Origin of the sequence: Synechococcus sp. A10-1-5-1, from assembly GCF_023115425.1 — a bacterium.
GTDB lineage: Bacteria > Cyanobacteriota > Cyanobacteriia > PCC-6307 > Cyanobiaceae > Vulcanococcus.
This window is the reverse complement of record NZ_CP096032.1, coordinates 1,482,039-1,502,686: the sequence shown is the minus strand read 5'-3', so window position 1 is coordinate 1,502,686 and position 20,648 is coordinate 1,482,039. Positions and strand designations below refer to the sequence as shown.

The following is a 20,648-nucleotide window of genomic DNA, read 5'->3' as shown; positions in this document are numbered from 1 at the left end:
GCAGCCTACTGAGAGTGACGGCCCTGCCCAGCTGAGAGCCCTTGGCGCTCACCCGTCCAACCGGAGCGCTGCCGCATCGCTTGGCACCAGCCGAGGTGATCGAGGTACCAATCCACCGTGACCGCCAACCCGGCATCAAAGGGGTGACGCGGGCTCCAGCCCAGTTCATGCTCAATGCGGCCGGGATCAATCGCGTAGCGGCGGTCATGGCCCGGACGGTCCGTGACGGGGGTGATCAAGCGGGCGTGGGGAGCTCCCTGGGGCAAGCGTTGATCCAACAGGCTGCAGATGGCCTCCACCACCTGCTTGTTGGTGCGCTCGCCGTAGCCGCCCACGCAGTAGCTCCGCCCGGGCTCACCCTGGGTGGCCGCCAGCAAAAGCGCATCGACGTGGTCCTCGACGTACAACCAATCGCGCACATTGCCGCCATCGCCGTAGAGGGGAATTGGCTCCCCGGCCACCGCCTTGAGAATCACGACCGGGATCAGCTTCTCCGGGAACTGCCAGGGACCGAAATTGTTGGAGCAATTGGTCAGCACCACGGGCAAGCCATAGGTGTGGTGCCAGGCACTGACCAGGTGATCGCTGGCCGCCTTACTGGCGGAATAGGGCGAACGGGGGTCATAGGGCGTGGTCTCTGAAAAACGACCCTGCTCGCCCAGGGAGCCGAAGACCTCATCGGTGCTGATGTGGTGGAAGCGAAAGCCCTGGGCCCGCTCCGCCGGCAATGACTCGTAGTGGGCCCGGGCGGCCTGCAGCAGGTTGAAGGTGCCGAGCACGTTGCTGCTGACAAACACGCCCGGACCGTCAATCGACCGATCGACATGGCTCTCGGCGGCCAAGTGCATCACCAGATCGGGATCGGCTTGCCTGACAGCAGCGGCGGTGGCCTCAGGGTCGCTGAGGTCCACCTGCAGCAACTGGTGACGCTGCGCGGCAGCCTCGCCGCATTGGTCAATGCCGGTGAGGTCACTGGCGTAGCCGCACTTGTCGAGATTGAAGACCTGGATGTTGGTCTCCGCCAACAGGCGCCGAACAACAGCCCCGCCAATGAACCCGGCCCCGCCGGTCACCAACACGCGTTGGATCGAGCTGGGAAGCGGAACCGTCATCAAGCGGAGGCGCGGGCTGGACTGGAGGCTATGCGCAGTAGCACCTGGGACAAAGCCGCTCGCCAATGCTGCGGCTCCAGGCCTAAGACCTGGCGCGTCTCGCTGCAATCCAGCAGGGAATAGGCGGGACGCTGGGCCGGCGTGGGGTAGTCAACGGTCCCGATCGGATTCACGTGGGCGGCGCGACTGAGCACCCCCAGCTGCTGACCGAGCTCAGCAATGGCCACCGCGAAGTCGTACCAACTGGCCGCACCGGCATCGCTCCAATGCAGGATCCGCGGAGCGCTCTCCTCGAGAGCAAGCGCCCGCCAACAGGCTTGGGCGAGCCCCCGGGTGGACGTCGGACATCCCACCTGATCGGCCACCACACCCAACTGCTCCCGTTCCGCCAACAGGCGGAGCATCGTGAGGCAGAAGTTGCTGCCTACCGGGCCATAGACCCAGCTGGTGCGCAGGACCCGTGTGCCGCCGTAGCCAAGAACAGCGGCTTCACCTGCCGCCTTGGTGCTGCCGTAGACCCCAAGGGGATTAGCGACTTGCTCGGGGCGATAGGGGAAACCCTGCTGACCGTTGAAAACAAAGTCGGTGCTCAGCTGAAGCAGCTGGCCGCCGTGATCCTCCTGGGCTTCGGCCAGGGCTGCTGGGGCCTGTGCATTCACGGCATGGGCGAGCTCCACCTCGGACTCAGCGCGGTCCACCGCCGTGTAGGCCCCAGCGTTGAGCACCCAGGCCGGTTGATGCTCTTGAACGAGGCGGCGGCAAGCGTCCTGATCCGAAAGATCCAACTCCTGGCGGCGGCAAGGGAGCAGTTCGACCCCCTCAGGGCAGGCCGTAATTAAGGCTTGGCCCAGCTGACCCGCTGCACCGGTCAACAGGACCTTCACGGGAAACCATCCCCTGCAGCGATCAGCGTCTGCCATGAGGGTGCTTCCGCATCTTTCTCAGCCAAAAGCGGCTCTGTGGCTTGTGGCCAAGCAATGGCTAGATCTGGATCGCTCCAGAGCAGCGAGCGCTCGCTGTCTCGGTCCCAGAACTCAGTGGTCTTGTAGAGAACCTCCGCCTGGGGACTCAGGATCAAAAAACCATGGGCAAAGCCGGCAGGCACCCAGAGCTGCTGCTGGTTCTCACTGCTCAAGCGGGCGCTGACCCACTGACCGAACGTGGGCGAGGACTGGCGGCAATCCACCGCCACATCGAAAATTTCGCCCTGGATGCAACGCACCAGCTTGCCCTGGGCATGGGGCTCTTTTTGAAAGTGCAGGCCGCGCAGGACCCCCTGGCTAGAGCGGGAATGGTTGTCTTGGACAAACGCAACGGGGGACTGTCCATCCCCCTCAAGGACGCCATTGAAGTTGCGTTGGTTCCAGCTCTCGTAGAAAAAGCCGCGGGCATCACCAAACACCCGGGGGGTGATCAGGAGCGGCCCTAAAAGCTGGACCCCAGCCACCGTGGCGAGTCGCTCAGCCTGCATCGCCATACTCCAGGAGCTGCAGCAGATAGTCGCCGTAGCCGCTCTTGCGCAGAGGCTGAGCCAAAGCATCGAGCTGATCCGCACTGATCCAGCCCATGCGCCAGGCCACCTCCTCAGGGCAACCCACCTTCAGGCCCTGGCGATGCTCAAGGGTCCGGATGTAGCTGCCCGCCTCGTGGAGCGAATCGCAGGTACCGGTGTCTAGCCAAGCCATGCCGCGGCCCATGAGCTCCACCTGCAGCTGACCGTCCCGCAGATACTGGCCATTGAGGTCCGTGATCTCCAACTCACCCCGCGCAGAGGGCACCACTCGCTTCGCCCGCTCCACGACGGAGTCGTCATAGAAGTAGAGGCCTGTCACCGCGTAGCGGGACTTGGGCTTGTTCGGTTTTTCCTCAATGCTGAGAACCTGGCCGTCAGCGGCAAATTCAACGACCCCGTAGCGCTCAGGGTCCCGGACCGGATAGGCGAAGACCGTGGCGCCCTGGTGAGAAGCGTTGGTGCTGCGCAGCTGGAAGAGCAGGTCGTGGCCGTGGAAGAGGTTGTCCCCAAGCACAAGGGCCGCCGGAGCCCCTGCCAGAAACGCCTCCCCAATCAAGAACGCCTGGGCCAAGCCGTCGGGGCTCGGCTGCACGGCGTAGCTGATCTGCATTCCCCAGGCCGAACCATCGCCGAGCAAGCGCTGGAACGCGGCTTGATCGTGGGGGGTGGTGATCACCAACACCTCACGAATCCCCGCCAGCATCAACGTGCTGAGGGGGTAATAAATCATCGGCTTGTCGTAGACGGGCAGCAACTGTTTGCTCACCGCCTGGGTGATCGGATGAAGCCGCGTTCCCGAACCACCGGCGAGGATGATGCCCTTGCGCTCCTGAGCCAAGGTTGTCCGCCCGCTGGGAGGATGTTGGCATGGAAGGGACCAGGCTGATCCTGCATGCCTCAGGTGCTCCAGGACTGCGCTGGCTCGGCATGGGGCCGGGTTGTAGACCCACCCGCGGCCTGTTCAAACTGCAGCGGCTGTTCAATCAGCACGCCTTCTGGGCCGAGAACCGCTCGATTGAGGAGCTTCGGCGCATGCTCAAGGGCAGCGCTGCGGTCGCCAGTTTGTGGCGAGGCAAGCGCCTGGTGGGCTTTGGACGCGCCACCAGCGATGGGATTTACCGGGCCGTGCTCTGGGATGTGGTGATTCCCGAGGACCTCCAGGGCAAAGGGCTGGGCCGGCAGCTCGTGGAAGCCCTCGCGAACTCCCCGCAACTCAAAGGAGTGGAGAGGGTCTATCTGATGACCACCAACAGCGCCGGCTTCTACAAGCAGCTGGGCTTTGAGGAGGTCGCGGGCCAGCGGCTGATGCGCCGAGACAACTAGGCCTTAGGCAGGGCAGCCATCAGGCTGCCCATCTCGATGGCCTGCAAGCCATAGCTCCAGCCCAGATTGCTCTTGATGCCAGCACGCTCCAAGGCCTGCTGCATCGTGTCGGTGGTGAGAACACCAAAGATCACAGGCACGCCAGAGTCACGGCTAACTGCGGCCACACCCTTGCTGACCTCAGAAACCACCACATCGAAGTGGGGGGTGTCGCCGCGGATGACCGCTCCCAGGGTGATCACCACTTGGTAGCGGCCGGATTGAGCCAGGCGCTGAGCCACCAAGGGAATTTCAAAGCTGCCCGGGACCCAAGCGACGTCCAACTGGGCGCTGCTGTCTGAACTATCAATGCCGTGGCGCGACAGGCAATCCAGACAGCCGCTCAGCAGCTTGGCCGTCACCAAATCGTTGAAACGCGCAACGACAATGGCGACCCGCAATCCAGACGCGCCGGAAAATTGCCCTTCAAAAACGGTCACGTCAGCTGAGCTCGCGATCCGCTCAGCCTAAGCAGAGGCCCGATCAGGCCACAAAGAAGCTCATGCCCCAGTTGACCAGCACCAGGGCGACCCAAGCGATGCTGCCCAGCAGGATCAGGCGGTTGGAGCGGCCACTGGTGTCATCGCTCGCGTACAGCACGGGGACAGCCACGATCAGAGCGAAGGACATCACCACCAGGGCCAGGACTGAGAGGGTGTTGAGGATCGTCATGGAACTGAGGGTGGCGTCCTGTCAGTTGGCAAATCCTCCCACGCTGGTTCCTGGAGCCAGCGAAGCGATCTGGGGTTCCTTCACAAGTTGTGGCGCGCCTACGATCTGGCCGCGTTGAAGACAGCCTGCCTGTGGCCGACCAAACCGAGTTGGCACTGCAGGGCTCGCTGTTTGGACTTGAGCCAGAGCCACCAGCGGCCAAAGCATCGCCGCAGCTCGAGAAAGCCACTTCAGAGCTGGATCACGAAGCCCTCGCGCGGGATGCCCAATCCAGGCCCCGTGTTCGCCAAAACACCCCTCAGGAACCCGAGGACAGTCAGGAGAAGGAAGGCAGCAGCGAAGACCTGCCCCCCTGGCACCACCACAGCCTGGTGGACCTCGAGCAGCTCACGCCGATGCTGCGCCACTACGTGGAACTCAAGGCGGAGCATCCCGAGCGGGTCCTGCTCTACCGGCTCGGTGACTTCTTTGAGTGCTTTTTCGAAGACGCCATTGCCCTCTCCCGACTGCTGGAGTTGACCCTGACGGGAAAAGAGGGCGGCAAATCGATCGGACGCGTGCCGATGGCCGGCATTCCCCATCACGCCGCCGAGCGCTACTGCACCGACCTGGTGGGACGCGGCTTCAGCGTCGCCCTCTGCGACCAGGTGGAAGAGGCCGCTGAGCGCAGCAAGAGCGGCGGAAAGCCAGCGCTACTGAAACGGGAGATCACGCGGGTATTGACCCCAGGCACGGTGCTCGAGGAGGGGATGCTCAGTGCCCGCCGCAACAACTGGCTCTGCGCGGTGGTCTGCGAGCAAGAGCGTTGGGGTCTCGCCATTGCCGACGTGAGCACGGGCGAATTCCGTGTCACCGAGCGAAACGGCAGTGACCAATTGCACCAGGAGCTGCTGCAGGTCGAGGCCGCTGAAGTGCTCTGGCCGAACCCCGAAAGCGGGAGCGAACGTCCGGCTTGGTGTCCAACCTCCCTGCAACTAACGCCCTTAAGCCGCACCCCTTTTGCGCTCAATGAGTCGAAAGCCACCGTCCTGGAGCGCTTTGGACTGGCGAGCGTTGATGGCTTGGGGCTTGGCGAAAACCCCTTGGCCCTTCGGGCCGCCGGAGGGCTGCTCCGCTACCTGAGCGACACCCAGCCGGGCTGCGAGATCCCTCTGGAGTTGCCCACCACGTGGAGCGCTGGCGATCAACTGGTGCTGGACGCAGCGACCCGGCGCAATCTCGAACTCACCAAGACCCAATTGGCAGGTGGACTTCAGGGGTCACTGCTCTGGGCCCTGGACCGGACGATGACGGCCATGGGTGGCCGTTGCCTGCGGCGCTGGATCGAGGCTCCCCTGGTGGATCTCGAGCTGATCCGCTCCCGCCAGGAGGCGATTGGGGAACTGGTAAGCGGCAGTCAAGCCCGCAGCTTGCGCCTGGGGGTGCGCAGGCTGCTGAGGCCCATGGGAGATCTGGAGCGGCTCGCTGGACGGGCCGGAGCTGGAACCGCATCCGCCCGGGATCTGGTGGCCCTGGCCGATGGTCTGGAGCGACTCCCGGCCCTGGCTGGCTTGCTGGGCGAGGTCACCAGTACACCGCTGGTGGCCCTGGCGAGGCCGTGGGACGAACTCGATGCACTCGCCGCTGAACTGCGGCATCAGTTGCTGGAGACCCCACCGTTAACCCTGACCGAGGGAGGAGTGATACACGACGGGGTGGACCCACAACTCGATGGTCTGCGCAACCAACTGGATGACCAGGACGCCTGGTTGGCCGAGCAGGAGCAAGCGGAGCGACTGAACAGCGGGATCAGCACCCTGAAACTCCAGTACCACCGCACCTTTGGTTACTTCCTCTCCGTCAGTAAGTCGAAAGCCAAGGACGTGCCGGACCACTGGATTCGCCGGCAGACTTTGGCGAACGAGGAGCGCTTCGTTACCCCAGAACTCAAGAGCCGCGAAGGACGAATCTTCCAGCTGAAAGCCCGTGCAGCGCAACGGGAATACGAACTGTTCTGCCAGCTGCGTCAGCAGGTGGGCGAGCAAGCGGGGCCGATTCGCTTCGCCGCACGCCTTGTCGCTGAACTGGATGCCCTGGCCTCACTGGCTGAGGTGGCAGCCACCTGCGGCTACTGCAAACCGGAGCTCGTCCCTGGAAGCCGCTGCCTGGAGATCCAAGGGGGACGCCACCCTGTGGTGGAGCAACTGCTGGTGGAGGAAGCGTTTACCCCCAATGACGTCGGCCTCGGCGAGGGCTGTGACCTGGTGGTTCTCACGGGGCCCAACGCCAGCGGGAAGAGCTGCTACCTGCGCCAGACCGGGCTGCTGCAGCTGATGGCTCAGATCGGCAGCTGGATCCCAGCTGACTCGGCGCGACTGGGGATCGCCGATCGCATCTTCACCCGAGTCGGGGCGGGCGATGACCTGGCAGCAGGCCAATCCACCTTCATGGTCGAAATGGCCGAGACCGCCAACATCCTTCACCACGCCAGCAGCCAGTCCCTGGTGCTGCTCGATGAAATTGGGCGGGGAACCGCCACCTTCGATGGCCTGTCGATCGCCTGGGCTGTGGCGGAGTACCTCTCCGGCGACATCGGCGCCCGCAGCATCTTTGCGACCCACTATCACGAGCTCAACGAGCTGGCCGAGCAACAGGGCAACGTCGAAAACGCCCAGGTGCTGGTGGAAGAAACCGGTTCAAACCTGCGCTTCCTACACAGGGTCGTCAGCGGCGGCGCCAACCGCAGCTACGGCATCGAGGCCGCTCGCCTCGCCGGGGTGCCAGCCCCGGTGGTGTTGCGAGCCCGTCAGGTGCTGAGCCGGATCGAAGCCAACAGCCACGTCAGCGTTCAAACTGACGCCGCCTGATCCAACCAAGCCCGGCGCAACAGAGCATTCACCGCAGCACCCACCAAGCCGGCACCACCGCGACTCCCGTCCAAACGGATCTGAGGCAACTCACTGGCCGCGAGATGGGCCTTGCTCTCAGCAACACCGACAAAGCCGACGGGCATCCCGATCACCAACGCAGGAGGGGCAACCTCTCCGCTACGGACCTGCTCGAGCAACAGCTCCAGAGCCGTTGGCGCACTTCCGATCAAAACCAGCGCTCCGGGATGGGCGCTCAAGGCTTGCTGCATGCCCACCGCCGCTCGGGTCCCCCCCTCGGGGGCACGATCAGGAGCCCAATCCAGCACGCTGCGAACCACATTCCCGAAGGTCCGCCGGGCCATCGGAGCCACCGCTGCCGCCGCCATCGCGGTGTCCGTCAGGATCGGCGCCTGGGCACTGAGGGCGCGCAGACCCAGCTCGCAAGCCTGATCTGAGAATGACACCCCCTGAACCAAGCTCAGATCACCGCTGCTGTGGATCAAACGCAGCAGCACATCCCGTTCGGAAACCGACAAACCCTGCAACGTCCCTTCAGGCAAGGCCGCTTCGATCAAGCGCAGGCTCTCGCTGAAGATCGGATGGTCGAATCCCATGGGGACAAGCATGCCCCGCTGACAGACTCTGTACAGACTGCACAGAGCGATGGCTGGAGCAATTGGGGTGGAGCGGTTTGGAGTGCAAGAGGCCCGTCAGCGCTTCCCCGAACTACTGGTTCGCGCCTCCAAGGGTGAGCGGCTGGTGATCCAACGCCACCGCCATGATCTGGCGGCCATCGTCCCTTTGCAGGACGCGGCGGGTGGCACCAGCAGCCAACAAGCGATGGAGAACCTGCTGAGCCTCAAGGGAAGTGCCCAGCAGCGCAGCGCACAGCAGCGGGCGCCTGGGGGAGCCCCTGCAAAAGCCCGCTTCCAAGCCAGGCAATTAGGCCCCGGCAGCCGCATCGGCCTAGACGGCAGTGCCCTTGCGGCCTTTTTGCACGACGACCCACAAACCAGCCGGGTGCTGGAGCCCGTCCTTCAAGGCATCGCCCAGGGCAGCTGGCAAGGGGTCATCAGCAGCATCAGCCTGATGGACGTCATGGACGCTGCCCTGAGCCAGGGGGATGAAGCCCTGGCCTTGCGCTACAACGCCGCCTTTGCCAATCCAATGCACTGGCGGCAGGTGCCGCTGAATGGGGATCTCGCCCTGGCAGCAAGCCGTCTCCAGCAACAGGAACCAGAGCTGGAGCTCAACCAAGCCATCGAACTGGCAACGGCCATTCAGAACGAAGTCGCTGTCTTGGTCACAGCCGATGCAGATCTGGCACAAACTGCACTGCACCCCGTGCTGCCATGCCGATCCATCTGATCTGGGGCGACGACGAAGCCGCGCGCAGCCGGGCCGTCGAAGCACTGGTCAAAAGCCAGGTCGATCCCTCCTGGCAGAGCATCAACCTCAGCCGTCTGGACGGCAACGATGCCAGCCAGGCCGCTCAAGCCTTGGAGGAAGCGCGAACGGCCCCCTTTGGCGCGGGGGATCGCGTGATCGTGTTGCAACGCAGCCCCTTCTGCAACCAGTGCCCGGCTGATCTAGCGGAGCAACTGGAGGCCACTCTGAACCTGGTGGCGGAGCAGTGCCATCTGGTGCTGGTGAACGCCGCCAAACCGGATGGGCGGCTCAAGACCACCAAGGCCCTGCAAAAACTGGTCAAAAGCGGCGAGGCCAAGGAGCGCAGCTTTCAACTGCCGGCGATCTGGGATGGATCCGGGCAGGTGGACCTGGTGCTACGCACAGCCCAAGAGCTGGGGCTCAAACTTCAGCCCGACGCCGCCCAAGCATTGAGCGATGCCATCGGCAGCGACAGCGCCAGGCTGGCCAGCGAACTGGAAAAACTCTCCCTCTATGTCGGGGCAGACCAAACCATCACCGCTCAAGCGGTGGAAGCCCTGATTGGCGGCCAGGCCACCAATGCGCTGCAGGTGGGTGATGCTCTCCTGGCGGGAGCACCCGCCGAAGCGGTAGCCCTGGTGGATGTCCTGCTGGCCGCCAATGAACCGGCCCTGCGGATTGTGGCCACCCTCTGCGGGCAGATCCGGGGTTGGCTCTGGGTGAGCCTGCTGGATCAGCAAGGGGAAAACGATGTGAATGCCATCGCCAAGGCCGCCGGGATTGGCAATCCCAAACGGATCTACGTGATGCGCAAACAGATCCGAGGCCGCAAACCCGAACGCTTCCTCGCCCTGCTCAGTCAGCTCCTGCAGGTGGAAGCCAGCCTCAAGCGGGGAGCCGACCCCGTTGATGCCTTCCGCGACGGGTTTCTGCTGGCGCCATAGGACAATCGTCGATTCCGCAATTGCGCCCACCCATGGCCCTGTTGGTCCAGAAATTCGGCGGCACCTCCGTAGCCGATGTGGAGCGCATTCAGGCTGTGGCGAAGCGCATTGCGGCCAGCAAGGAAGACGGAAACGATCTGGTGATCGTGGTGTCGGCCATGGGGCACACCACCGATGAACTCACCGGACTCGCCCAGGCAATCAGCAGGAACCCGCCCCAGCGGGAGATGGACATGCTGCTGGCCACCGGAGAGCAGGTCTCGATCGCACTGCTCTCGATGGCCCTGCACGCCGAGGGCATTCCAGCGGTCTCAATGACCGGTCCCCAAGTCGGGATCCTCACCGAATCGGCCCACGGCCGAGCCCGGATTCTCGAAATCAAAACCGAGCGAGTCCGCAGGCTCCTCGATGACGGCAACGTTGTTGTAGTTGCCGGATTCCAAGGCACCAGCAACAGCCTCTCGGGCGTTCCCGAGATCACCACCTTGGGCCGCGGCGGCTCCGACACCTCGGCTGTGGCCTTGGCGGCAGCCATCGGGGCCGATGCCTGCGAGATCTACACCGATGTCCCAGGCGTCCTGACCACCGATCCCCGCAAGGTGGCCGATGCCCAATTGATGGAGACGGTGACCTGCGACGAGATGCTCGAGCTAGCGAGCCTCGGAGCGGCGGTCTTGCATCCGCGCGCTGTGGAGATCGCCCGGAACTACGGCGTTCCCTTGGTGGTGCGCTCCAGCTGGAGCGATGCACCGGGCACGCTGCTCACCAGCGACAGCACCAGCCATCGCGGTAGCGGCGAAGGACTGGAGCTCGGCAAACCCGTGGATGGGGCAGAACTGGACACCGATCAAGCGGTCTTGGCGCTCTCCCATGTTCCCGATCGCCCCGGGGTCGCCGCTCAACTGTTTGAAGCGCTCTCCAATGCGGGCCTGAGCGTGGATCTGATCGTGCAGTCCACCCACGAAGGCAGCAGCAACGACATCGCCTTCACGGTGGCGGAGGCACAACTGGAGGACGCCAAGGCGGTCTGCCAGAGCGTCTTGAACGCCATGGATGCCAAGGCGGCCGGAGCCACCCTGAGCACCCAGGCCGGGATGGCCAAGCTCAGCATTGCTGGGGCGGGAATCATGGGCAGGCCCGGGGTGGCCGCGCGCCTCTTCGACACCTTGGCCAAAGGCGGCATCAACCTGCGTCTGATCGCCACCAGCGAAGTCAAGGTGAGCTGCCTGGTCGCCGGACATCAAGGCAATAAGGCCCTGCAGGCGGCAGCCCACTGCTTTGAACTGAGCGAGCGGCAGCTGCATCTCAACCCCGCCCCCTCTGGAGCCGGGCAACCGGAGGTGCGCGGTGTGGCCCTCGATCGTGATCAGGCCCAAGTGGCCGTGCGCCGCATTCCCGATAAGCCGGGAACGGCGGCGGCGGTCTGCCGAGCTCTGGCCGACGCCGGCGTGAGCCTGGATGCCATCGTTCAGTCCGAGCGCACCCATGGCTCAGGCGAACAGCTCAGCCGCGACATGGGCTTCTGCCTCAAGCGCGAGGACCTCAGCCGAGCCCAAGCTGCCCTGCAACCGCTACTGAACCAATGGCCTGGGGCCAGCTTTGAAGAAGGGATGGCCATCGCGCGCATCAGTGCTGTCGGCGCTGGAATGCCCTGCACCGCTGGAACCGCTGGCCGGATGTTCCGCGCCTTGGCTGACGCTCAGATCAACATCGAGATGATCGCCACCAGTGAGATCCGCACAAGCTGCGTGGTGCCCGAAGGCGAGGGCATCAAAGCCCTCCAAGTAATCCACGAGGCCTTTGGCCTTGGGGGCGAGGTGAAGCACCAGGCCCAAGGCACAGAAGCGCCCAATAGTTAACATGGAAGCGGAAATCAAAATGCCTTCATGGCTAGACAACCATGAATTGAAAGAAAGATATAGTCACACTTGGCTAGTGAGCTTGCCAATCACAAGGCCACGCCAGAAAATGATCTCGCATCCGTGCTTAGCGTAGAGAGCGGCAACACAGTGAGGGTCATCATTTGTAGCCTTGGAAGTATCGGCAGAAAGTATGCGCGCATCATCAAAGAGGCATGGCCGGAAACTGAGGTTGGAGCACTTCGTTCAGGCTTAAGCAAGGACTCATGCAAGTATGTAGACAGATCATTCACTACAGAAGAAGAGGCAATACAGTGGAATCCGGATGCAGTCGTGATCGCTAGTCCAGCGAATCAACACCTTCGACAAGCATTGCTGTTCACAGAGAAAAACATCCCCACTCTCATCGAAAAGCCAATTGGCACAGGAGGCGAAAGAGCAGATGAGTGGAAAGAACTAGCCAAGAGAAGCAAAAAAACTCCTATATATGTTGGCTACATATTAAGACAAGATCCAGGAGCTAGCATCACAAAAGACCTGATAAGAGAGAAAAGGGTCGGCCAGTTAGTTTCTGCAAGATTCTATTGTGGTTCATGGCTCCCTAACTGGAGGCCAGACACAGATTACAGGAAGTCTGTTTCTGCGAGAAAAGACCTGGGAGGCGGAGCAGCCCTAGAACTCAGTCATGAGATTGACATGGCTTTGTATTTACTAGGGGATTTAGATATTAACTACAGTGAATGCTGGCACTCAAAGGCCTTGGATGTTGAGACTGAGGATCAATGCTTAGTTGTTGGTCGGGATTGCAACGGCTGTCTCGTAACCATTGAGATTGATTACTGCACAAAAAAACCGGAGCGGTATGTTTCGCTTCGTGGCTCGAAGGGTTCAATTTACTGGGATTTGATTCAAGGCACAGTCACTCAGACGGCTGAAGGGGAAGAATCAGATGAATCAGTAATTGGTTTAAAGTCAGATGAAAGGTTTTACAAGCAACTCAGTTTGTTTTGGAATGCATCAAAACAGGGCGGTCATGGCCTTTGTACGCTTGACGAAGCGCTTAAGGTGCTCAGCATTATCAAGGATATAAACAGGAGTTAACCAGAATGGTGGAGCCTAAATTAAGTTATTGCTTTGTGTTTGCACGCGGTGGTTCAAAAGGACTCCCCGGGAAAAACTTGCTCCCGATTAACGGGGTTCCCTTAGTTGGGCATTCAATTGAAATAGCAAAGAAGATAAATCAGATAAACAGAATTTTCGTGTCAACTGACTCTGAAGAGATTGCAGAGGTTGGTGGATTGTTTGGGGCGGAAATAATTGAACGACCAAAAGATCTAGCAAGTGATACAGCGTCCGAGTGGGAAGCCTGGAAGCATGCAATTGAGCATGTAGGAAAGAAGTATGGAAGCTTTGACCAATTCATTAGCCTACCTGCGACCGCGCCTTGCCGAAGGTACATGGACGTTCGCAGATGCATGCAAGCGCTGGTTGACGATGTGGATATGGTCATCACAACAACAGATTCTCACAGGAATCCCTGGTTTAACATGGTTACCAACAACAGTGAGGGGTATGCGCAGCTTGTGAATACCAGCCAAGGATTTAATAGACGGCAAGACTCTCCAGAGTGCCAGGATGTGGCAACGGTTGCATACATCGCGAGGCCGTCATTTATAAACAATAAAAAAAGTATATGGGATGGAAACGTCAAGGCCATAAAGGTGCCTCAGCATACGGCAGTTGATATTGATACTTTCTACGATTATTCTGTGGCAAAAATGCTTATGGAAAGACCAGGGTTGATGGAAAGACTTAATGGGTTAGCGCAATGAAACTTCTCAACGAAAAAAGTGTGCTGATCACTGGTGCTGCAGGGAGAATCGGCTCTGCGGTTGCGAAAGAGTCGCTTAGAATGGGTGCATCAGTATTCCTCACGGATTTAGCAACTGAAAGATTATTGACGCTCAAAGAGAAGTTATCTGAAGAATACCCAGGCAAGGTATTCGCCTGTCCCTGCGATATCGCGAATTCCTCAGATGTAGAAACTATGCTTAGATCCGCAACAAAGGATATGGGAAATATAACGTCAGCCGTACACAGCGCTTACCCAGTGACAACGACATGGGGTACACATTTCGAAGATTTAAGTGCAGATGTTATCAATAGCCATTTATCAATGCAACTTGGATCAGCCATTTTAATTTCCCAAAAACTATTAGAGGAGTTTAAGAACCAAGGGGGCGGGGATTTAGTTCACATCTCATCGATACAGGGAGTAGGTGCACCGAAGTTTGATCACTATAAGGGAACAGAGATGTATTCACCTATAGAATATTCCGCTATCAAGGCAGGCATTATATCTATTACAAAATGGCTCGCCAAGTATTACAGTGGCAATGCTATTCGTGTAAACTGTGTAAGCCCCGGAGGTATTACATCTGGGCAGCCAGAGATATTCACTCAAAGATATCGGGAAAGTTGTACGAACTTCGGGATGCTTACAAGTGATCAGGTGGCGGGAACGGTTTGTTTTCTCTTAACAGATCAAGCGGAGGCTATCAACGGACAGAATATTATTGTTGATGATGGGTGGTGCCTCTGATGAAACGAAAGAATCGCGTTCTAGTAACGGGAGCAGATGGATTTATCGGGTCTCATCTGGTCGAATATCTAATCAAAGAGGGTTACACCGTCAAGGCGTTCTGCATTTACAACTCATTGGGTAGCTGGGGGTGGCTCGACAGCCTTCCGCCTGCGCTGCAGGCCGAACTCGAGGTGGTGCTCGGTGATATCCGCGACCCCCTGTGCGTGCGGGAAGCCATGCTTGGCTGTGATCAGGTGTTTCACCTCGCTGCCTTGATCGCCATTCCCTACAGCTACGTGGCGCCCGCCAGCTATATCGACACAAACATCCATGGCACCCTCAATGTGGTGCAGGCGGCTCGGGATCTGGGGGTGCAGCGGGTGGTGCACACCTCCACCTCCGAAACCTATGGCACCGCACAGTTTGTGCCGATCACGGAAGACCATCCCCTGGTGGGCCAATCGCCCTACGCCGCCAGCAAGATCGGCGCCGATCAGATCGCTCTGAGCTACTGGCGCAGTTTTGAAACCCCCGTGGCCGTTCTGCGGCCGTTCAACACCTACGGCCCCCGTCAGAGTGCCCGTGCCGTGATCCCCACGATCATCAGCCAGATCGCAGCGGGCCAGCGCCAGATTCGTCTGGGCTCCCTCTCGCCCACCCGTGATTTCAACTACGTGGCCGACACCTGCGCCGCCTTCCTAGCGCTGGCCGCCAGCGATGCAGCCCTCGGCCAGGTGGTCAATGCTTCGAGCCAATTTGAAATTTCAATTGGCGACACCGCTGCACTGATCGCCGAGGTGATGAACGCCGAGGTGGAGATCGTCACCGACGAGCAACGGCTAAGGCCAGAGGCCTCTGAAGTGAACCGCCTGTTTGGCGACAACACGCGGCTGCGCGAACTCACCGGCTGGCAGCCGGCCTATGGCAGCCAAGAGGGTTTGCGCCGCGGTCTGCAACGTACGGCGGAGTGGTTCATCGATCCGGCAAACCTGGCCCGCTACCGGCCTGGGGCCTACGCCGTATGAGCCAGGCGCAAGCGATCCTGAGGGCGCTGCAGCAGGTGTGCGGCAGTAGCACAGGAACACCGGGCCAACCAATAGCCCTGCATGAGCCCGATTTCAGCGGCACCCAGGCCTGGGCCTACGTGCGCGACTGCCTTGACAGCGGCTGGGTGAGCACCGCCGGCCAGTGGGTGACCCGCTTCGAGCAGGAGCTCTGCGCCCGCACAGGCGCCGAACATGCCGTGGCCGTCACAAACGGCACTGTGGCACTGCGCCTGGCGCTCCACCTCGTGGGTGTGTCAGCTGACGATGAGGTGTTGTTGCCGCCCCTGAGCTTTGTGGCCACGGCCAATGCCGTAGCCCATCTCGGGGCGATCCCTCACTTCGTGGATGTAGAGGCAGGCAGCCTCGGGATGGACCCACCGGCTCTAGCTGCCCACCTCGAAGCCGTTGCTGAACGGCGCGAGGGCGGCGTGTTCAACCGCAGCACTGGCCGGCGCCTAGCGGCTGTGTTGCCCGTGCATGTGTTCGGCCATCCCTCGCGAATCCAGGAGGTTCGGGCTGTAGCGGATGCTTGGGGACTGCCGCTGGTGGAAGATGCCGCTGAAGCGCTCGGGAGCTGGAGTGATGGGAACCACTGCGGCCTGGTTGGTGCTGTGGGCACACTCAGCTTCAACGGCAACAAGCTGATCACCACTGGTGGTGGGGGAGCTCTGCTCACCCAAAGCACCGAGTTGGCCAAGCGCGCCCGCCATCTCTCCACGACCGCCAAACTGCCCCACTCCTGGGCGTTTGAGCACGATGCCGTGGGCTGGAACGACCGCATGCCAAACCTCAACGCCGCCTTGGGAGTGGCCCAGTTGGAGGATCTGGACCGCCGCCTCGTAGCCAAGCGGCGGCTGGCTGAGCGCTACGCCACAGCCCTCGAGAACCTGACGAGTGTGGAACTGGTTGCTGAGCCCGAGGGCTGCCGCAGCAACCACTGGCTGGTCACCTTGCGCTTTCTGGCCGACGATCCAGCCGAAGCCGAAGCCCAGCGCTTGCAGGTTTTGGAGGCTGCACACGCCGACGGCCTGCTGCTGCGGCCCGTGTGGCGCCTGCTCCACCAACTGCCGATGTACGTAGATGCTCCGCGAGGTGAGCTTGTTGTGGCAGAAGGCCAAGCCTGCCGCCTGCTCAATCTGCCCAGCAGCCCTCAGTTGGATGAGGGCTGGAGCTCATGAAGCCTCTGCTGCTGATCGGCTGCGGAGGGCATGCCCGCTCCCTCATTGATCTGGTCGAAACCGAAGGTCATTGGCGCATCCACGGGTTATTGGGACTGCCCGAGCAAGTGGGCATCAACGTCATGGGGTATCAAGTCATTGGTACAGATGCAGATCTCGGTTCCCTGAGGGGCACCTGTCCATCGGCCGTTCTGGCCATCGGTCAGCTGCCGGATGCAGCCCCGCGCCAACGTCTGGCGACCCTGCTTGACCGACTCAGCTTCCACTGCCCCGTTCTGATTTCCCCCCATTCAGTGGTAAGCCAACATGCTCAGCTCGGCGCTGGCACTGTGGTTGGACATGGGGCGATCGTGAACGCCGGCGCTGTGGTGGGTAGCCACTGCACGCTCAACACCCGTGCGCTGATTGAGCACGATGTCCAGCTGGGTAATCACTGCCACGTGAGCACGGGTGCCCTGGTAAACGGAGGCGTACAGCTAGGACCTGGCTGTTTCGTCGGCAGCGGTGCGATGCTGCGCGAAGGCCTGCAGCTCCCCGCGGGCACCGTGATCAGCGCTGGCAAACGGGTGATGGGATGGCCACTCTTGTAATCGCCGAAGCCGGGGTTAACCACAACGGTGATCTGGCTCTTGCAAAGCAGCTGGTGGATGCGGCGGTCGCTGCCGGCGCCGATGCCGTGAAATTCCAAACTTTCAGCGCTGCCGACCTGGTCACAGCCTCAGCGCCCAAGGCCGATTATCAGACAAGCAACGACGGTGCTGGCGGCCAGCGCGAGATGCTCGAGCGACTTGAGCTCAGTCCTGCGCAGCATCGTGAGCTAGCGGCCTATTGCCGCAACTGCGGGATTAGCTTCCTCTCCACCGCCTTCGGCATTCCTGAACTGGAGCTTCTCCTCGAGCTAGGGATCGGTGCCATCAAAGTGCCATCTGGCGAGATCACCCATAGGCCCCTACTGGAAGGAATGGCAACTGCGGCCGCCAGCCGCCACTTGCCCGTGTATCTCTCCACCGGCATGAGCACGCTTGGTGAGGTGGAGGCGGCCCTCGAGGTGTTCCTGGAGGCCGGCGTGCCGCGGGGAGCTGTCACCCTGATGCATTGCCTCAGCGCCTATCCAGCGCCTGAGGAGCAGATCAACCTGCGGGCTTTGAGCAGCCTCGCGGTTGCCTTCGGCTGCCCGGTGGGCTATTCCGATCACACGCTGGGCCTCACGGCGCCCGTGGCGGCCACAGCGCTGGGAGCGATGGTGATTGAAAAGCATCTCACGCTAGATGTGAGTCTGCCGGGCCCGGATCACCGCGCCAGCCTGGAACCTGAGCCTTTTGCCGCCATGGTGGCGGCCATCCGCAGCTGCGAACGCATGCTCGGCGATGGCCGCAAGCAACCCCAACTCGCCGAGGAGAACACTCGCCAGGTGGCGCGCCGCAGCCTACGGGCCGCGCGCTTCATAGCAGCTGGGCAGCCATTTCTGCCGGACGATCTCATTTGCCAGCGGCCAGCTGATGGCCTCAGCCCGATGAGTTATCCACACGTGTTAGGCCGCCAGGCTCATCGCAGCTACAAGCCTGGTGAAGCGATTGATGGCTAAACACCCTGCACAACGGACCGTCGCCGTATTCACCGGTAACCGATCCGAATACGGCCTGCTGCGCCATCTAATCGCTGGGATCGCCGCTGACCCAGGCCTCAGCCTCCGGCTGATCGTGAGCGGCAGCCATCTCGCCGCCAGCCATGGCAACACCCTCGCCGAGATCGAAGCCGATGGCCATCAGCCCGCTGCTCTAGTGCCACTCGCGCTGGATCAAACGCCTCCGCCCTCGATGGCGGCCCTGAGCGCTGAGGCGCTGGCTGGTGTGGCGGAAGCGCTCGAGCGCTTGCAACCGGAGCTGCTAATTGTCCTAGGCGATCGCTATGAGGCGTTTGCCGCCGCCGCCGCCGCCCATCTGGTGGGGATTCCGGTGGTGCATCTCCACGGCGGCGAAACCACCCAGGGTGCTGTGGATGATCGCCTGCGCCATGCGATCACCCAGCTCAGCACCTGGCATTTCGCGGCTACCGAGCCCTACCGCAAACGGGTTATCGCGATGGGCAATCCCCCTGAGAACGTGTTCAATGTGGGGCCCATGGTGCTCGATGGCCTACTGGCAGCACCGCCCGCGAGCCGCAGCGCTTTTGAGCTAGCCACTGGCTACCGTTTTGGCTCGAGCAACCTGTTGATCACGTATCACCCCGAAACCTTGTTGGAAGATCGGGGCGTCGCAGGGTTTGAGGCCCTGTTGCAGGCACTGGAAGTCACGCCCTGCCAGGTGCTGTTCACACATCCCAATGCCGATGCCGGCCGTGATCAGCTTCTGGCTCTACTGCAGGCATTTATGCAGCAGCATCCACATCGGAGCTGGGTGGTGCCATCCCTGGGGCAGGAGCTCTACCTGGCAGCATTGCAGCTGTTTGAAGCCATGGCCGGCAATTCCTCTAGCGGTGTGATCGAAGCACCATTGCTCGGCATGCCAGTGCTCAACATCGGAGATCGCCAAGCCGGCCGGCTGCGCCATGGCCACGTTCACGACGTGCCCCCGGATGTGGAATTGATCCGGGGTGTACTGGAGCAGGTGCTGGAGGCTGGCAGGCTGATCAGCTGGCCACGGCCGCGCCCAAATTTCACTTCGTCCCCTTCGTCCGCAATTTTGTCCTGGCTCCGGGCTGAAAGCGGGCGATAAGATCGGCATTCAAGTCTGTCTCCGGCATGGTTCGTTATCCATACCCCCAGGCAGTCGAGAAAGGACTTTCTTTTTTGAAGAATAGTGCAGAAAGAGATCTTGCCAGCAAAGAGATTGATTTTCAAAATTCTTACCAGAATAAACCACTCAAGACATCCAGCAATTCACAGAAAGTTGATACAAAAATCACTCAAAGTACTCAGTATGCTTACACAAAATCATCATATCGATATTCTTTCGCTTATCACAGCCTACCATCCGGGTAAATACATCTCCGAACTTGAAAAATATTTTATTACAGCTTCAGGCAGCAAGAAGCTTCAAGCCAGAGCTTGAATTAACATCAAAGTCTTCCAATTAGCTGATTACCATAAAGCCATGAACAGAAGAGTGAATAACTGGTCCACTTTAACTCTCCCGCTAGAGAGTTCTTTCTCTGATGCGCTAGAGGCAATTAATCAGGGTGGGTATCAAGTTGCATTAATAACAAATAAAGACGGAAAACTTCTGGGAATGATTACAGATAGCGACATTAGGAAAGCCCTATTAAAACATATAAGTCTAGAACATAACGTCAAAGACGTCATGAATGCCAGTCCACTCGTCGCCCCTCCTGAACTAAATGACAATGAAGCAAAAATTATAATGAGTTTAAATCATTTTTTTCATCTTCCTATTGTTGATCAAAATGGCGTCCTTGTTGGCCTCCACGTAGCCGATCAACTCGGTTTTCCTGAAATCAGAAAAGAAACATTTGTAGTTATGGCTGGTGGACGAGGAAAACGTTTAATGCCATTAACAGAAAAGATACCTAAGCCGATGCTTCCAGTAAAAGGCAAACCGATGCTTGAGCATATTATTTCTAATGCAAAGGCTGAAGGATTTGAAAATATTGCGATTTCAGTTAATTACTTGGCAGAGAAAATTATCGATCATTTTGGTGATGGGACTAATTATGGTGTCAATATTGAATACATCAAAGAAGATAAACCACTTGGGACTGCAGGAGCTCTCGCCAACCTTCCACCACGTTTAAAACAACATTCTTGCGTTGTTACAAATGCTGACCTAATAACTGAAGTATCATACGTAGATCTATTGCTGCAATCTCATCGAGAAAAAGCAGATGGATTAATGGCGGTCAGAGTTCAAGAATGGCAGAACCCGTTCGGCATCGTCAGAACCAAAGGAAACTCCATTGTTGGAATTGAGGAAAAACCAATTTATCGTCAACAGGTAAATGCAGGTATATATGTAATTTCTCCTTCTTTATTAAAGTTACTCAACAAGGATATTTATTGTGATATGCCAGATTTATTCACAAAGGCCCTTGGCCTCGGCATGAACTTAAAAGCGTTTCCAATCCATGAGTCTTGGATAGATATAGGCAGGCATGCGGATTATAAATCAGTTAATCTCGATTGAA

At 59.8% G+C, this 20,648-nt stretch carries 21 protein-coding genes; 14 read left to right on the top strand and 7 right to left on the bottom strand.

Annotated elements, in window-relative coordinates; all coding sequences use genetic code 11:
- Positions 1 to 5: 5 nt before the first annotated feature.
- The 4 genes from rfbB to rfbA are packed head-to-tail and all read right to left on the bottom strand — an operon-like array spanning position 6 to position 3,463.
- The gene (gene rfbB / locus MY494_RS08060) at positions 6 to 1,112 is read right to left on the bottom strand and encodes a dTDP-glucose 4,6-dehydratase (RefSeq protein WP_247909728.1); all 1,107 of its coding nucleotides are present in this window, start codon (positions 1,110 to 1,112) and stop codon (positions 6 to 8) included.
- A complete protein-coding gene (gene rfbD / locus MY494_RS08055; protein ID WP_247911996.1) occupies positions 1,112 to 1,996 on the bottom strand; it encodes a dTDP-4-dehydrorhamnose reductase in 885 nt (294 codons plus the stop codon). Before rfbD ends, rfbB begins: the two co-directional genes overlap by 1 nt.
- A complete protein-coding gene (rfbC, locus tag MY494_RS08050) occupies positions 1,993 to 2,583 on the bottom strand; it encodes a dTDP-4-dehydrorhamnose 3,5-epimerase (RefSeq protein ID WP_247909727.1) in 591 nt (196 codons plus the stop codon). The genes rfbD and rfbC overlap by 4 nt, the downstream gene beginning before the upstream one ends.
- Complete coding sequence (gene rfbA / locus MY494_RS08045) at positions 2,573 to 3,463, bottom strand: glucose-1-phosphate thymidylyltransferase RfbA (protein WP_247909725.1); 891 nt, start codon at positions 3,461 to 3,463, stop codon at positions 2,573 to 2,575. Before rfbA ends, rfbC begins: the two co-directional genes overlap by 11 nt.
- 29 nt (positions 3,464 to 3,492) lie before the next feature.
- Between rfbA and MY494_RS08040 the strand changes: the two genes are divergently transcribed.
- On the top strand, positions 3,493 to 3,948 hold the full coding sequence (locus MY494_RS08040; RefSeq protein WP_247911995.1) for a GNAT family N-acetyltransferase: 456 nt from the start codon (positions 3,493 to 3,495) through the stop codon (positions 3,946 to 3,948).
- On the opposite strand, the gene ribH is transcribed toward MY494_RS08040, so the two are convergent.
- Both ribH and psbZ read right to left on the bottom strand, forming a co-directional pair.
- Complete coding sequence (gene ribH, locus MY494_RS08035; RefSeq protein ID WP_247909724.1) at positions 3,945 to 4,427, bottom strand: 6,7-dimethyl-8-ribityllumazine synthase; 483 nt, start codon at positions 4,425 to 4,427, stop codon at positions 3,945 to 3,947. The genes MY494_RS08040 and ribH overlap by 4 nt on opposite strands.
- Positions 4,428 to 4,470: 43 nt before the next feature.
- Positions 4,471 to 4,659 (bottom strand): photosystem II reaction center protein PsbZ, encoded by a 189-nt coding sequence (psbZ, locus tag MY494_RS08030; RefSeq protein ID WP_010314175.1) that lies wholly within the window; start codon positions 4,657 to 4,659, stop codon positions 4,471 to 4,473.
- Between the two features lie 125 nt (positions 4,660 to 4,784).
- On the opposite strand from psbZ, the gene mutS reads away from it, so the two are divergent.
- A complete protein-coding gene (gene mutS, locus MY494_RS08025) occupies positions 4,785 to 7,505 on the top strand; it encodes a DNA mismatch repair protein MutS (protein WP_371820715.1) in 2,721 nt (906 codons plus the stop codon).
- Here the strand turns inward: mutS and MY494_RS08020 are convergent.
- Complete coding sequence (locus MY494_RS08020; RefSeq protein WP_247909721.1) at positions 7,487 to 8,122, bottom strand: precorrin-8X methylmutase; 636 nt, start codon at positions 8,120 to 8,122, stop codon at positions 7,487 to 7,489. The genes mutS and MY494_RS08020 overlap by 19 nt on opposite strands.
- A gap of 49 nt (positions 8,123 to 8,171) precedes the next feature.
- On the opposite strand from MY494_RS08020, the gene MY494_RS08015 reads away from it, so the two are divergent.
- The 12 genes from MY494_RS08015 to MY494_RS07960 all read left to right on the top strand — a co-directional run bounded on the left by MY494_RS08015 (position 8,172) and on the right by MY494_RS07960 (position 20,647).
- A complete protein-coding gene (locus tag MY494_RS08015; RefSeq protein WP_247909719.1) occupies positions 8,172 to 8,876 on the top strand; it encodes a type II toxin-antitoxin system Phd/YefM family antitoxin in 705 nt (234 codons plus the stop codon).
- Positions 8,861 to 9,841: a DNA polymerase III subunit delta gene (holA, locus tag MY494_RS08010; protein WP_247909717.1), complete on the top strand. Its 981-nt coding sequence runs from the start codon at positions 8,861 to 8,863 to the stop codon at positions 9,839 to 9,841. Before MY494_RS08015 ends, holA begins: the two co-directional genes overlap by 16 nt.
- A gap of 32 nt (positions 9,842 to 9,873) precedes the next feature.
- Complete coding sequence (locus MY494_RS08005) at positions 9,874 to 11,700, top strand: aspartate kinase (RefSeq protein ID WP_247909716.1); 1,827 nt, start codon at positions 9,874 to 9,876, stop codon at positions 11,698 to 11,700.
- A gap of 69 nt (positions 11,701 to 11,769) precedes the next feature.
- Positions 11,770 to 12,801 (top strand): Gfo/Idh/MocA family protein, encoded by a 1,032-nt coding sequence (locus MY494_RS08000; protein WP_247909715.1) that lies wholly within the window; start codon positions 11,770 to 11,772, stop codon positions 12,799 to 12,801.
- Positions 12,802 to 12,836: 35 nt separating this feature from the next.
- Positions 12,837 to 13,532 (top strand): cytidylyltransferase domain-containing protein, encoded by a 696-nt coding sequence (locus MY494_RS07995; RefSeq protein ID WP_247909714.1) that lies wholly within the window; start codon positions 12,837 to 12,839, stop codon positions 13,530 to 13,532.
- On the top strand, positions 13,529 to 14,302 hold the full coding sequence (locus MY494_RS07990) for an oxidoreductase (protein WP_247909712.1): 774 nt from the start codon (positions 13,529 to 13,531) through the stop codon (positions 14,300 to 14,302). Before MY494_RS07995 ends, MY494_RS07990 begins: the two co-directional genes overlap by 4 nt.
- On the top strand, positions 14,302 to 15,309 hold the full coding sequence (locus MY494_RS07985) for an NAD-dependent 4,6-dehydratase LegB (protein ID WP_247909711.1): 1,008 nt from the start codon (positions 14,302 to 14,304) through the stop codon (positions 15,307 to 15,309). The genes MY494_RS07990 and MY494_RS07985 overlap by 1 nt, the downstream gene beginning before the upstream one ends.
- Positions 15,306 to 16,508 (top strand): LegC family aminotransferase, encoded by a 1,203-nt coding sequence (locus tag MY494_RS07980; RefSeq protein ID WP_247909710.1) that lies wholly within the window; start codon positions 15,306 to 15,308, stop codon positions 16,506 to 16,508. Before MY494_RS07985 ends, MY494_RS07980 begins: the two co-directional genes overlap by 4 nt.
- Positions 16,505 to 17,098 carry a NeuD/PglB/VioB family sugar acetyltransferase gene (locus tag MY494_RS07975; RefSeq protein WP_247909709.1) on the top strand — a complete coding sequence of 198 codons (594 nt, stop codon included), beginning with the start codon at positions 16,505 to 16,507 and terminating at the stop codon, positions 17,096 to 17,098. The genes MY494_RS07980 and MY494_RS07975 overlap by 4 nt, the downstream gene beginning before the upstream one ends.
- Positions 17,083 to 18,093, top strand: coding sequence for an N-acetylneuraminate synthase (neuB, locus tag MY494_RS07970; protein ID WP_247909708.1), 1,011 nt, complete (start codon positions 17,083 to 17,085; stop codon positions 18,091 to 18,093). Before MY494_RS07975 ends, neuB begins: the two co-directional genes overlap by 16 nt.
- Positions 18,086 to 19,222: a UDP-N-acetylglucosamine 2-epimerase gene (neuC, locus tag MY494_RS07965; RefSeq protein ID WP_247909706.1), complete on the top strand. Its 1,137-nt coding sequence runs from the start codon at positions 18,086 to 18,088 to the stop codon at positions 19,220 to 19,222. The genes neuB and neuC overlap by 8 nt, the downstream gene beginning before the upstream one ends.
- A gap of 378 nt (positions 19,223 to 19,600) precedes the next feature.
- On the top strand, positions 19,601 to 20,647 hold the full coding sequence (locus MY494_RS07960; RefSeq protein WP_247909704.1) for a nucleotidyltransferase family protein: 1,047 nt from the start codon (positions 19,601 to 19,603) through the stop codon (positions 20,645 to 20,647).
- The last annotated feature ends 1 nt before the right edge of the window (position 20,648 follow it).